Source organism: Curtobacterium sp. Csp1, from assembly GCF_013347185.1.
Window position 1 is genome coordinate 1,373,733 of record NZ_CP054594.1, and the last position, 12,672, is coordinate 1,386,404.

At 70.0% G+C, this 12,672-nt stretch carries 13 protein-coding genes; 12 read left to right on the forward strand and 1 reads right to left on the reverse strand.

The annotated features are described in order from the left end of the window. Positions 1 to 142 precede the first annotated feature (142 nt). The 3 genes from rho to prmC are packed head-to-tail and all read left to right on the forward strand — an operon-like array spanning position 143 to position 4,301. On the forward strand, positions 143 to 2,320 hold the full coding sequence (gene rho, locus HUN58_RS06705) for a transcription termination factor Rho (RefSeq protein ID WP_180225388.1): 2,178 nt from the start codon (positions 143 to 145) through the stop codon (positions 2,318 to 2,320). A gap of 3 nt (positions 2,321 to 2,323) precedes the next feature. Next, entirely contained in the window at positions 2,324 to 3,409 is a 1,086-nt protein-coding gene (gene prfA / locus HUN58_RS06710; RefSeq protein ID WP_180225387.1) for a peptide chain release factor 1, read from the forward strand. A gap of 16 nt (positions 3,410 to 3,425) precedes the next feature. Beyond that, positions 3,426 to 4,301 carry a peptide chain release factor N(5)-glutamine methyltransferase gene (prmC, locus tag HUN58_RS06715; protein ID WP_180226020.1) on the forward strand — a complete coding sequence of 292 codons (876 nt, stop codon included), beginning with the start codon at positions 3,426 to 3,428 and terminating at the stop codon, positions 4,299 to 4,301. Here prmC and HUN58_RS06720 read toward each other — a convergent pair. Further along, on the reverse strand, positions 4,298 to 4,960 hold the full coding sequence (locus tag HUN58_RS06720) for an HAD family phosphatase (protein WP_141861871.1): 663 nt from the start codon (positions 4,958 to 4,960) through the stop codon (positions 4,298 to 4,300). The genes prmC and HUN58_RS06720 overlap by 4 nt on opposite strands. A 37-nt stretch (positions 4,961 to 4,997) precedes the next feature. Between HUN58_RS06720 and HUN58_RS06725 the strand changes: the two genes are divergently transcribed. From HUN58_RS06725 to HUN58_RS06765, 9 genes are all read left to right on the forward strand, one after another. Beyond that, a complete protein-coding gene (locus HUN58_RS06725; protein WP_114850007.1) occupies positions 4,998 to 5,672 on the forward strand; it encodes an L-threonylcarbamoyladenylate synthase in 675 nt (224 codons plus the stop codon). Next, positions 5,669 to 6,895, forward strand: coding sequence for an MraY family glycosyltransferase (locus tag HUN58_RS06730; RefSeq protein ID WP_114850006.1), 1,227 nt, complete (start codon positions 5,669 to 5,671; stop codon positions 6,893 to 6,895). Before HUN58_RS06725 ends, HUN58_RS06730 begins: the two co-directional genes overlap by 4 nt. Continuing rightward, on the forward strand, positions 6,892 to 7,371 hold the full coding sequence (locus tag HUN58_RS06735) for a hypothetical protein (RefSeq protein ID WP_180225386.1): 480 nt from the start codon (positions 6,892 to 6,894) through the stop codon (positions 7,369 to 7,371). The genes HUN58_RS06730 and HUN58_RS06735 overlap by 4 nt, the downstream gene beginning before the upstream one ends. A 180-nt stretch (positions 7,372 to 7,551) precedes the next feature. After that, positions 7,552 to 8,337: a F0F1 ATP synthase subunit A gene (gene atpB, locus HUN58_RS06740; RefSeq protein ID WP_114850005.1), complete on the forward strand. Its 786-nt coding sequence runs from the start codon at positions 7,552 to 7,554 to the stop codon at positions 8,335 to 8,337. A gap of 56 nt (positions 8,338 to 8,393) precedes the next feature. Beyond that, positions 8,394 to 8,630, forward strand: a complete 237-nt coding sequence (atpE, locus tag HUN58_RS06745) for an ATP synthase F0 subunit C (RefSeq protein WP_058729232.1) — start codon at positions 8,394 to 8,396, stop codon at positions 8,628 to 8,630. 9 nt (positions 8,631 to 8,639) lie between these two features. Next, complete coding sequence (locus HUN58_RS06750) at positions 8,640 to 9,194, forward strand: F0F1 ATP synthase subunit B (protein ID WP_180225385.1); 555 nt, start codon at positions 8,640 to 8,642, stop codon at positions 9,192 to 9,194. A gap of 2 nt (positions 9,195 to 9,196) precedes the next feature. Then, entirely contained in the window at positions 9,197 to 9,991 is a 795-nt protein-coding gene (locus tag HUN58_RS06755) for a F0F1 ATP synthase subunit delta (protein WP_058740384.1), read from the forward strand. 107 nt (positions 9,992 to 10,098) lie between these two features. After that, the gene (gene atpA, locus HUN58_RS06760) at positions 10,099 to 11,727 is read left to right on the forward strand and encodes a F0F1 ATP synthase subunit alpha (protein WP_058740383.1); all 1,629 of its coding nucleotides are present in this window, start codon (positions 10,099 to 10,101) and stop codon (positions 11,725 to 11,727) included. Beyond that, complete coding sequence (locus tag HUN58_RS06765) at positions 11,728 to 12,630, forward strand: F0F1 ATP synthase subunit gamma (RefSeq protein ID WP_058740382.1); 903 nt, start codon at positions 11,728 to 11,730, stop codon at positions 12,628 to 12,630. Positions 12,631 to 12,672: the final 42 nt, after the last annotated feature.

Below are 12,672 nucleotides of genomic sequence, written 5' to 3' on the forward strand. Positions count from 1 at the left end.
CCAGCGCAGGGTCCGGTGCGCGGGGGCACTCTCTTTCTGATCACCGAATCCCGGTCCGTCGTCTGAACGACGGTCGACGCGCACCCACGCGCCGGGACGGTGGAAACTCTCCGCGTTCTGCGGTTCGAAAGGAAACACCGACTTGACGAACGTCAACGACTCCACCCCGGTGGAGATCCCCAGCGACCTGCGCGCCCTCCGACTCCCGGAGCTCCAGCGGATCGCCTCCTCGCTCGGCATCACCGGGCTCTCCAAGCTCCGCAAGGGCGACCTCATCGCCTCGATCGAGGACAAGCGTCCCGCCGACGCCGCCCCCGTCGAGACCCCCACGGTCGAGATCCCCGCGGTCGAGACCCCCGCGGTCGAGACCCCGGCGGAGCCGGCTCCGGCAGTCGAGACCCCCGCGGCAGCCGAGCCGACCGAGGCCCCCGCCGCCGAGCAGCCCGCTCGTGGCCGTCGCTCGCGCCGTGCCTCGTCCGGCGGCACGGTCAGCGCCGCGCCGACCTCGGCCGCCGAGCACACCAACCACGGCCACACCGGCACCGAGGACCTGCTCGCGGGCCTCGACCAGGTGCGCGCCGAGAAGGACGCCCAGGAGGCCGCCCAGGCCGGACAGCGCCGTGGCCGTGGCCGCGGTCCCGCCGCCGAGGCGCCGACGGTCGACGCCGCCGACCAGCAGGCCGATGCCGGTCAGCAGCCGGCCGACGCCGGTCAGCAGCCGGCCGACCAGGGTCGGACGCAGGACGACCAGGGCCAGCAGGACCAGGGCCAGGACGACCAGCAGGGCGAGGGCGGCTCGCGCCGCGGACGCCGCAGCCGGGGTCGCGGTCGCGGCCGCGGGCAGAACGGCGAGAACGGCGAGCAGCAGTCCGGCGAGCAGAACGGCCAGCAGAAGCAGGCCGGTCAGCAGCACGCCAAGCAGGACGAGCAGAAGGCCGACGCCGACCAGGACGACCGCCAGCAGCAGAACGGCCAGCAGAAGCAGAACGGCCGCCAGAGCCAGAACGGCCAGCAGAAGCAGAACGGCCAGCAGCAGAACGGCCCGCAGCAGAACGGCCAGCAGGACGACGCCGAGGGCGGCCGCGGCCGTCGTCAGCGGGACCGCAAGCGCGGCCGTGGCGCCCAGAACGACGAGTTCGAGCCGGAGATCACCGAGGACGACGTCCTCATCCCGATCGCCGGCATCCTCGACGTCCTCGACAACTACGCCTTCGTGCGCACCACGGGCTACCTGCCCGGCCCGAGCGACGTCTACGTCTCGCTCGGCCAGGTGAAGAAGTACCACCTGCGCAAGGGCGACGCGGTCGTCGGCGCGATCAAGCAGCCGCGGGACAACGAGCAGCAGGGCCGCCAGAAGTACAACGCCCTCGTCAAGGTCGACTCGATCAACGGGCAGACCACGGACGAGGCAGCGGCCCGCAAGGACTTCTCCGACCTGACCCCGCTGTACCCGAACGAGCGCCTGCGCCTCGAGACCGAGCCGCAGAAGCTGTCCACGCGGATCATCGACCTCGTGTCGCCGATCGGCAAGGGCCAGCGCGGGCTCATCGTGTCCCCGCCCAAGGCCGGCAAGACCGTCGTGCTGCAGGCCATCGCCAACGCGATCGCGAAGAACAATCCCGAGGCGCACCTCATGGTCGTCCTGGTGGACGAGCGTCCCGAAGAGGTCACCGACATGCAGCGCTCGGTGAAGGGCGAGGTCATCGCCTCGACCTTCGACCGACCGGCCGAGGACCACACCACGGTCGCCGAGCTCGCCATCGAGCGTGCGAAGCGTCTCGTCGAGCTCGGTCACGACGTCGTCGTGCTGCTCGACTCGATCACCCGCCTGGGCCGCGCCTACAACCTGGCGACCCCGGCCTCCGGTCGCGTGCTCTCCGGCGGCGTCGACTCCGCGGCGCTCTACCCGCCCAAGCGCTTCTTCGGCGCCGCGCGCAACATCGAGGACGGTGGCTCGCTGACCATCCTCGCGACCGCGCTCGTCGAGACCGGCTCGAAGATGGACGAGGTGATCTTCGAGGAGTTCAAGGGCACCGGCAACATGGAGCTCCGCCTGAACCGCCACCTGGCCGACAAGCGGATCTTCCCGGCCGTCGACGTCAACGCCTCCGGGACCCGTCGCGAGGAGCAGCTGCTCTCCGCCGACGAGGTCAAGATCACGTGGCGCCTGCGTCGGGCCCTCGCCGGGCTCGACCCGCAGCAGGCGCTCGAGATCGTGCTGCGGAACCTCAAGGAGACGCAGTCCAACGTCGAGTTCCTCGTCCAGGTGCAGAAGTCGGTCCCGACGACCGGCGGGCGCCACGACGGCCACCAGGAGTAACGCGTGTTCGAGTCGGTGGCGGGGCTGCTGGCGGAACACGAGGACCTGACGCAGCAGCTGTCGGACCCCGCGCTCCACGCCGATGCCGCCCGGGCGAAGAAGGTGAACCGGCGCTACGCCGAGCTGAGCCAGATCAAGGCCGCGTACGAGTCCTGGCAGGCGGCGGGGGACGACCTCGCCGCCGCCCAGGAGCTCGCCCGCGAGGACGAGGCGTTCGCGGACGAGGTCCCCGGGCTGCAGGAGCAGCTGGCGGAGCGCCAGGAGCGCCTCCGCCGGCTCCTCATCCCGCGCGACCCGGATGACGGGCGCGACGTGATCATGGAGATCAAGGGCGGTGAGGGCGGCGAGGAGTCGGCGCTCTTCGCCGCGGACCTGCTCCGGATGTACTCGCACTACGCCGAGGCGAAGGGCTGGAAGGTCGAGCTCCTCGAGCGCACCGAGTCCGACCTCGGCGGCTACAAGGACGTCCAGGTCGCGATCAAGTCGAACGCGACCGACCCCTCGCAGGGGGTCTGGGCACACCTGAAGTACGAGGGCGGCGTGCACCGCGTGCAGCGCGTGCCGGCCACCGAGTCGCAGGGCCGCATCCACACCTCGACCACCGGCGTGCTGGTGTTCCCCGAGGTCGACGAGCCCGAAGAGGTCCAGATCAACCAGAACGACCTCAAGATCGACGTGTACCGGTCGTCCGGCCCCGGCGGGCAGTCCGTCAACACGACGGACTCCGCGGTCCGCATCACGCACCTGCCCACGGGCATCACGGTCGCGATGCAGAACGAGAAGTCGCAGCTGCAGAACCGCGAGGCCGGCATGCGCGTCCTCCGCGCCCGCATCCTCGCCCGCCAGCAGGAGGAGCTCGACGCCATCGCCTCGGACGCGCGCAAGTCGCAGATCCGCGGCATGGACCGCTCGGAGCGCATCCGCACGTACAACTTCCCGGAGAACCGGATCGCGGACCACCGCACCGGCTACAAGGCGTACGACCTGGACCGCGTGATGAACGGGGCGCTCGAGCCCGTCATCCAGTCCGCCGTCTCGGCGGACGAAGAGGCCCGCCTGGCCGCCATCGGCGACCAGGACGGCCAGTAGCGGCCTGGAGGATCGGATCACCTCCGACGGTCAGCCGACGTTCACCGCGGATCGCCTCCTCGACGAGGCGACCGCGGCGCTCGTCGCGCACGGGGTCCCGTCCGCGCGTGTGGACGCCGAACTCCTGCTCGCCTGGGCGACCGACACGTCGCGCGGCGCGGTGCAGGCACGCGCGATGACCGGGGGAGCGATCGCTGCCGACCACGTCGACCGCTTCCGGCACGCGGTCGCGCGGCGCACCACCCGCGAGCCGCTCCAGCACATCACCGGCGAGGCGCACTTCCGCGCGCTGACCCTGGCCGTCGGACCCGGCGTGTTCGTGCCGCGACCGGAGACCGAGGGGGTCGTGCAGTTCGGGATCGACGCCCTGCGCGCCGCCGCGGTCCCGGAGCCCGTCGCCGTCGACCTCGGGTCGGGGAGCGGGGCGATCGCGATCGCGATGGACACCGAGGTGCCGAACGCGGTCGTGTACGCGGTGGAGCGCTCGCCCGAGGCGCTCCCGTGGACCCGGCGCAACGTCGACGCCCACGGCGGGACCGTCCGGCTCGTCGAGGGCGACCTCGCTGATGCTCTCCCGGAGCTCGACGGCACGGTGTCGGTTGTCGTCTCGAACCCGCCGTACGTGCCCGACGACATGGTGCCGGTCGACCCCGAGGTCCGCGACCACGACCCGGCGCTCGCGCTGTACGGGGGAGCGGACGGCCTCGACGCCGTCCGGGCCCTCACCGAGACGGCCTGGCGCCTGCTCGTGCCGGGCGGTCTCCTCGTGATCGAGCACGCGGAGCAGCAGGGCGTCGGTGTGCGCGAGGTCCTCGCGCGCCGGGGGTTCCGGACCCCGGAGACGCACGTCGACCTCACCGGGCGCGACCGCACGACCACCGCGACCCGCTAGACGGACCCGAGCCGCGCCTCCAGGCTGTCGTCGGTCATCGCGACGAAGGCGCGGACCGCGTCGCGGAGGTCCGTGTGCTCCTCGACGAGCACCGCGTGGATGCCCACCGACCGCGCCGCCTCGACGTTGACCGGCATGTCGTCCGCGAAGAACGTGCGCTCGGCGGGGACACCGTGGTGCGCGAGCGCCCGCTCGAAGACCTCGGGCTCGGGCTTCCTGGCCCCGAAGTTGCTCGTCGTGTCCAGGTGCTCGCCGAAGAGCGGCGGGAGCGACGGTACCCAGCGGCCGATCCACCGACCGGCGAGCGGTCCGTTGTTCGTGAGGAGCCCGACGCGTCCGTGCTCGGCGGCGATCCGGACCGCCTCGACCCGGTCCGGGAGCTCCGTCATGGCCGCGCCGCGGATCCGCGCCCAGTCGGCCTCGGGCACGTCGGTGCCCATCGCGTCGGCGAACGCGGCCAGGTAGGCGTCGCCGTCGGCGTAGTGGCCGGCCTCGGCGCGGGCCTCGTTCCCGCAGTCCCACCAGCGGCGGCGGAGCTCCGCGAAGTCGTGTCCGGTGAACTCGGCGAGGGCGGCCATCCGGACCCGCCAGTCGTACCGGACGAGGACCTCGTCCATGTCGAAGAGGAACAGGAGGCGGGGCGCGTCGGTCTCGTTCACGATGCCACCCATTGTGTCGCACTATCATCGTCGAGTCATGGCCTCCCGATACGACTGCACCGACCCCGACGGGCTCCTGACCGGGATGCGGCTCGCACGTGCCGCGCTCGGGCGCGGAGAGCTCGTCGTCGTCCCCACCGACACCGTGTACGGCCTGGCGGCGGACGCGTTCAGCGCGAGCGCCGTCCAGCGCCTCCTCGACGCGAAGGGCCGCACGCGGCAGTCGCCGCCGCCGGTGCTCATCCCGGGGCCGCCGACGCTCGAGGCGCTGGCCACCGAGATCCCGCAGCAGGTCCGCGACCTCGTCGACGAGTTCTGGCCCGGCGGCCTCACCGTGATCCTCCGCGCGCAGCCCTCGCTCGACTGGGACTTGGGGGAGACGCGGGGGACCGTCGCGCTCCGGATGCCCGACTCTCGGATCGCCCTCGAGCTCCTGCAGGAGGTCGGACCGCTCGCGGTCTCCTCCGCGAACTCCACGGGCGACCCCGCAGCGATGGACGTCGACCGGGCCGAGGCGATGCTCGGCGACAGCGTGTCGGTGTACCTGGACGGCGGCCCGATCGCGGTGCGGGACGGCGTCGCGGCGTCCACCGGATCGACCATCGTCGACGCGACCGGGCTGTCCACCGGGGGGAAGCTGACGATCGTGCGGCACGGCGTCATCCCCGACGACGAGATCGCCCGGGTCGTCGGAGCCGACCTGCTCACGTGAAGTACTACCTGCTCGCCGGCGCGATCGCCGCGGTCGTGAGCTTCTGCATGAGCTGGATCGTGTGGAAGCTCGGCCTGCGGTACGGCTGGTACCCGAAGGTCCGGGAGCGCGACGTGCACCGCACGCCGACCCCGCGGCTCGGCGGGATCGCGATGTACATCGGCGTGATCGTGGCGATGCTCGCCGCGTGGTTCCTGTTCCCGTCCATCGCGGGGACCGACTACTTCCGCCTGGTGTTCAGCGAACCGGGGCGCGTGCTCGCGGTGCTCGGCGGGGCGACGATCATCGTCGTGCTCGGCGTCGCCGACGACATCTGGGACCTGGACTGGATGACCAAGCTGGCCGGGCAGATCATCGCGGCCGGCATCCTCGCGTGGCAGGGCGTGGCGATCGTCTCGCTGCCGATCGGCAACACGCTCGGCGTCGGCTCGTCGTACATGAGCCTGATCTTCACGGTGCTCGCGGTCGTGCTCGTGATGAACGCCGTGAACTTCATCGACGGGCTGGACGGCCTGGTCGCCGGCGTCGCGATCATCGCCGGCGGCGTGTTCTTCCTGTACACGTTCTTCATCAACCGCGTGGTCGTCCAGACGGAGTTCTTCTTCAACCTGCCGTCGCTGCTCACGGCGGTGCTCGTCGGGGCGTGCTTCGGCTTCCTCATCCTGAACTGGCACCCCGCGAAGCTCTTCATGGGGGACGCGGGCGCGCTCCTCGTCGGCTTCCTGATGGCCACGAGCGCGGTGTCGGTGACGGGCAACATCGACCCGGCGGCGGTGCAGACGCGCCAGGCCCTGCTCCCGGCGTTCATCCCGATCCTGCTGCCGTTCGCGATCCTGATCGTGCCGATCCTCGACTTCGGCCTGGCCGTCACCAGGCGCCTGAGCGCGGGGAAGTCGCCGTTCTCGGCTGACCGGAAGCACCTGCACCACCGGCTGCTCGACATGGGGCACTCGCACTTCCACGCGGTGCTCATCTTCTACGCGTGGACCGCGACCGTCGCGTTCGGGTGCCTGCTGTTCCTGTTCGTGGACTGGTACTGGGTGCTGACCTTCGTCGCCGTCGGGTTCACCGTGTGCGCCGTCGCCACGTTCGCCCCGCTCGGGCGGAAGCGCGCCGAGTTCGCCGCGCAGGCCGCCACGCGGTCGTCCCCCGTGGTGGACGCCCGCCTCGACCCCCTCGACCGCGCCGCCAACGACCGATCGATCCCTGGAGACCCCTCGTGACCGCACCGAACGCCCTCGACCACGTCCGGCCGGTCTTCCGCCGCATCCTCCTCTGGGCGGGCCTGCTCGCCGTCGCGCTGGCGGTCGCCGGCGGCGTCGTCGGGCTCGTCGTGAGCGGTACGCCCGGCCTGGTCGGGGGACTGCTCGGCGCGGTGCTCAGCGTGGTGTTCCTCGGGCTCACGGCGCTGTCCGTGCTCGTCGCCCTGCGGGTGTCGAAGGGGCAGATGATCTCCGGTGCCTTCTTCGGCATCGTGATGGGCACCTGGATCCTGAAGTTCATCCTGTTCCTCGTGGTGCTCATCGCGCTGCGTGACCGGGCGTGGGTGGACTTCCCGGTGCTCGCGGTCGTGATCATCGTCGGCGTCGTCGGATCCCTCGTGATCGACGTCGTCGCGGTCGCCAAGGCGCGCATCCCGATCGGCGTCAGCCTGCCCGGTGACGGCTCCGCTCCTGGGAACGACACCCCCCGCTCCTGAGAGCCCGGGAAGCCTCTCGCACCTGATAGGCTTCTCGAAGTCCGCGTCCGGAGCCTCGCTCGGAGCGGACGAGCCTCCACACAGTCCACCATCGCGTGCCATGACGTGCGCGCGCCGACACAGGAGACAGCGCTGCTATCCCACGCTCTTCCCCTGTCCCTCACCGCTGCGGCCAACACCGTGGCGGCGGGGAGCAGCAAGGCCGCCGAATTCCATGGTCCGTCGATCAACGAGTTCTTCCCGGACCCGATCTTCTTCGCCGGGACCCCGATCGAGATGGACCGCATCGTCCTCATCCGCTTGTTCGCGGTGGCCGTGCTGCTCGTCTTCGCGTTCGTCGGGACGCGCGCGCTGAAGCTCGTCCCGAACCGGGGCCAGGCCTTCATCGAGTACGCGTTCGACGTCGTCCGTCGCAACACCTTCGACAACCTGGGTGAGAAGGACGGCAAGCGCTTCCTGCCGCTCCTCGCCACGGTCTTCTTCGGTGTGCTCTTCATGAACCTGACGGGTCTCATCCCGTTCATGAACATCGCCGGGACCAGCCGCATCGCGATGCCGATGATCCTCGCGATCGTCGCCTACGTCGCCTTCATCTACGCCGGTCTCCGCAAGCACCCGGGCACGTTCCTGCGCAACGCGCTGTTCCCGCCCGGGGTTCCGTGGCCGCTGTACATCATCGTGACGCCGATCGAGATCGTCTCGACCTTCGTGCTCCGTCCGGTGACGCTCACGCTGCGACTGCTCATGAACATGGTCGTCGGCCACCTCCTCCTGGTGCTGTTCTTCTCGGCGACCTGGTTCTTCTTCTTCGACGCCGACAGCCTCTTCAAGCTGTTCGGCATCGGGACCCTGGCGTTCGGCATCGCGTTCAGCTTCTTCGAGATCCTCGTCGCGCTGCTGCAGGCGTACGTCTTCATGCTGCTGACCGCTGTGTACATCCAGCTCGCGCTGGCTGACGAGCACTGACCTACTGACCCCCATACGGCACGACATCCGTCGGGCCGCACTCGAAAGGAAAACACGTGGACGCAACGACCGTTCTCGCGGAGATCAACGGCAACATCGCAACGGTTGGCTACGGCCTCGCCGCGATCGGTCCGGCCATCGGCGTGGGCATCGTCGTCGGCAAGACGATCGAGTCCGTCGCCCGCCAGCCTGAGCTCCAGGGCCGTCTGACGACCCTCATGTACATCGGTATCGCCTTCACGGAGGCCCTGGCCTTCATCGGCATCGCCACGTACTTCATCTTCACTGCGTAAGGCTTCTCGATGCAGACTGCACTCATCATCGCGGCGGAGGAGACCCACAATCCGCTGATCCCGCCGGTGTACGACATCGTGTGGTCCGCGGTGGCCTTCGTCATCATCTTCATCGTGATGTGGCGCGTCGTGACGCCGCGCATCACGAAGATGCTCGATGAGCGCACCGAGGCCATCGAGGGTGGCATCAAGAAGGCGGAAGCCGCTCAGGAGCAGGCCGCGGCCGCGCTCGAGGAGTACAACAAGCAGCTCGCCGACGCGCGTGCCGAAGCCTCGCGGATCCGCGAGCAGGCCCGTGCCGACGCGACCGCGATCGGCAACGAGGTCCGCGAGCAGGCACAGGCGGATGCGGCACGCATCACCGCCAACGCCCAGGCGCAGATCGAGGCCGAGCGGCAGAGCGCGCTCCAGTCGCTGCGGAGCGAGGTGGGCAGCCTCGCCCTCGACCTCGCCTCCGGTGTGATCGGCGAGTCGCTCCGCGACGACGCGAAGTCGGCCGCGGTCGTGGACCGCTTCCTCGCCGACCTCGAGGCATCGCAGGGCCAGTCGGCCGGGGAGCGCTGAGCATGCGCAGCGCCACCAGGGAAGCACTCACGTCGACGAGGGCGGTGCTCGCCGACCTCGGCGGGTCGGTCGACCTCGGCGCGGGTGTCGAGATCCTCGCCTCCGGGCGTGCGATCGCCGGTGCGCCCCAGCTGCTCGGACTGCTCTCGGACCCGACGGCGGACGTCGTCGGCAAGAAGGTCCTCATCGACCGCGTCTTCGCCGGCCAGTCCGACGCGACGCGTGCGGTCCTGACCGCCGTGGCCGGCTCGCGCTGGTCCTCGCAGCAGGACCTGCTCGCCGGCATCGAGGACGCGGGCATCCGCGCCGTCGCGGCCACCGCGTCGTCGGACACCTCGATCGAGGCCGAGCTGTTCGCGTTCGAGACCGCCGTCCGTTCGGACGCGTCGCTCGAGCTCGCACTTGGCACGAAGCTCGGCAGCCCGGCGGAGAAGGCCGCGCTCGTCGAGCGTCTGATCGGGTCGAAGGCCTCGGCGCAGACGACCGCGATCGTCGCCCACCTCGTGCAGCAGCCGCGTGGCCGCCGCATCGGTGAGCTCGTCCGCGACGCCTCGCGCATCGTGGCCGACCAGGCGGGCAAGCTCGTCGCGACGGTCATCACCGCGTCCCCGCTCTCGGACGGCCAGGCGGCTCGCGTCGCCCGGGGTCTCGCCGAGCGGTACGGCAAGGACATCAGCGTCAACCACGTCGTCGACCCCGCGGTCGTCGGCGGGGTCCGCGTGCAGGTCGGTGGCGACGTCATCGACGGCACGGTGTCCACGCGCCTGTCGGAGCTCCGGCTCCAGCTCGCCGGCTGAGCGTACGGTCGAAGCCGCCCCACCCAAGTCCACAACGGGAACTGCCGAGTCAGGCAGCGTCACCCTCTCGGAGCCGAAGGGCCCCGGAAACCAACAAGGAAAATCCCATGGCAGACATCACCATCAGCCCCGATGAGATCCGTGATGCCCTGAAGGACTTCGTCTCGAACTACGAGCCGACGAAGGCCTCCACGGCCGAGGTCGGGCACGTCACCGACGCGGGCGACGGCATCGCGCACGTCGAGGGCCTCCCCGGCGTCATGGCGAACGAGCTCATCCGCTTCGAGGACGGGACCCTGGGTCTCGCGCAGAACCTCGACGAGGACGAGATCGGCGCCATCGTGCTCGGCGAGTTCGCCGGCATCGAGGAGGGCCAGGAGGTCACCCGCACGGGTGAGGTCCTGTCCGCCCCCGTCGGCGACGGCTTCCTCGGTCGCGTGGTCGACCCGCTCGGCAACCCGATCGACGGTCTCGGCGAGATCCAGGCCGAGGGCCGTCGTGCCCTCGAGCTCCAGGCCCCTGGAGTCATGTCCCGCAAGTCGGTCCACGAGCCGCTCCAGACCGGCATCAAGGCGATCGACGCCATGATCCCGGTCGGCCGCGGTCAGCGTCAGCTGATCATCGGCGACCGCCAGACCGGCAAGACGGCGATCGCGATCGACACGATCATCAACCAGAAGGCCAACTGGGAGTCCGGCGACGTCGAGAAGCAGGTCCGCTGCATCTACGTCGCGATCGGTCAGAAGGGCTCCACGATCGCCTCCGTCAAGGGTGCGCTCGAGGACGCCGGCGCGATGGAGTACACCACCATCGTCGCCGCTCCGGCCTCCGACCCGGCCGGCTTCAAGTACCTCGCCCCCTACACCGGTTCGGCCATCGGCCAGCACTGGATGTACGGCGGCAAGCACGTCCTGATCATCTTCGACGACCTGTCGAAGCAGGCCGAGGCCTACCGCGCCGTGTCCCTCCTCCTCCGTCGTCCGCCGGGCCGCGAGGCCTACCCGGGTGACGTCTTCTACCTGCACTCCCGTCTGCTGGAGCGTTGCGCGAAGCTGTCCGACGACCTCGGCGCCGGTTCGATGACGGGTCTCCCGATCATCGAGACCAAGGCGAACGACGTCTCGGCGTACATCCCGACCAACGTGATCTCGATCACCGACGGCCAGATCTTCCTGCAGTCGGACCTGTTCAACGCGAACCAGCGTCCGGCCGTCGACGTGGGCATCTCGGTTTCGCGCGTCGGTGGTGACGCCCAGGTGAAGTCGATCAAGAAGGTCTCCGGCACGCTCAAGCTCGAGCTCGCGCAGTACCGCTCGCTCGAGGCGTTCGCGATGTTCGCGTCCGACCTCGACCAGGCGTCGCGTCGTCAGCTCGACCGTGGTGCGCGTCTGACCGAGCTCCTCAAGCAGCCGCAGTACTCGCCGTACCCGGTCGAGGAGCAGGTCGTCTCGATCTGGGCCGGCACGAACGGCAAGCTCGACGAGGTGCCCGTCTCCGACGTGCTCCGCTTCGAGTCGGAGCTGCTCGAGCACCTCCGCCGCAACTCGGACGTCCTGACGACGCTCCGCGAGACCAACCAGCTCAGCGACGACACCGTCGCCGCGATGGACCGCGAGATCGACGCCTTCAAGAAGGGCTTCCAGACGAGCGACGGCAAGACGCTCGGCTCGGAGCAGTTCGACGCGGCGCAGGCCGAGGACGTCGACCAGGAGCAGATCGTCAAGGGTCGTCGCTAGATGGCGGCACAGGTCCGGGTCTACCGACAGCGCATCAAGTCGGCGAAGACCACGAAGAAGGTCACTCGCGCGATGGAGCTGATCTCGGCGTCGCGGATCCAGAAGGCGCAGGCGCGCATGGCCGCGTCCGGCCCGTACTCGCGGGCCGTGACGCGTGCCGTGTCGGCCGTGGCGACGTTCTCGAACGTCGACCACGTGCTGACCACCGAGCCCGAGTCCTCGACCCGTGCGGCGGTCGTCCTGTTCACCTCCGACCGCGGCCTCAACGGCGCGTTCAGCTCCAACGTCCTCAAGCAGGGCGAGGAGCTCGCCTCCCTGCTCCGCAGCGAGGGCAAGGACGTGGTGTTCTACCTCGTCGGTCGGAAGGCCGTCGGGTACTTCACGTTCCGTGAGCGTGCGTCGGAGCGCCAGTGGATCGGCGGCACCGACCAGCCGGAGTTCTCGACGGCGAAGGAGATCGGCGACGCGGTCGTGTCGAAGTTCCTCCAGGACACGGCGGAGGGCGGTGTGGACGAGATCCACATCGTGTTCAACCGTTTCCTGAGCCTCGCCACGCAGGAGCCCCAGGTCGTGCGTCTGCTGCCGCTCGAGGTCGTCGAGGGGGTCGAGGCGCCGTCGAACGACGAGCCGCTCCCGCTCTACGAGTTCGAGCCGGACGCCGACGCGGTGCTCGACGCGCTGCTCCCGGTCTACATCGAGAGCCGCATCTTCAACGCCATGCTGCAGTCGGCCGCTTCCGAGCACGCCGCCCGCCAGAAGGCCATGAAGTCCGCGAGCGACAACGCCGACTCGCTCATCAACGAGTTCACCCGGCTCGCGAACAACGCGCGTCAGGCCGAGATCACCCAGCAGATCTCCGAGATCGTCGGCGGCGCCGACGCCCTCTCGTCGAAGAAGAAGTAGTCCGCGGACGCCCGCGGACAGACACCACCCCTCAGGAAGGCA

Bases quoted from the DNA above. Each gene is read 5' to 3' on its own strand.
- HUN58_RS06725 (WP_114850007.1), top strand. From the start codon at position 4,998: ATGGCCTCCCGATACGACTGCACCGACCCCGACGGGCTCCTGACCGGG.
- HUN58_RS06750 (WP_180225385.1), top strand. From the start codon at position 8,640: ATGCAGACTGCACTCATCATCGCGGCGGAGGAGACCCACAATCCGCTG.
- HUN58_RS06755 (WP_058740384.1), top strand. From the start codon at position 9,197: ATGCGCAGCGCCACCAGGGAAGCACTCACGTCGACGAGGGCGGTGCTC.
- atpA (WP_058740383.1), top strand. From the start codon at position 10,099: ATGGCAGACATCACCATCAGCCCCGATGAGATCCGTGATGCCCTGAAG.
- HUN58_RS06765 (WP_058740382.1), top strand. From the start codon at position 11,728: ATGGCGGCACAGGTCCGGGTCTACCGACAGCGCATCAAGTCGGCGAAG.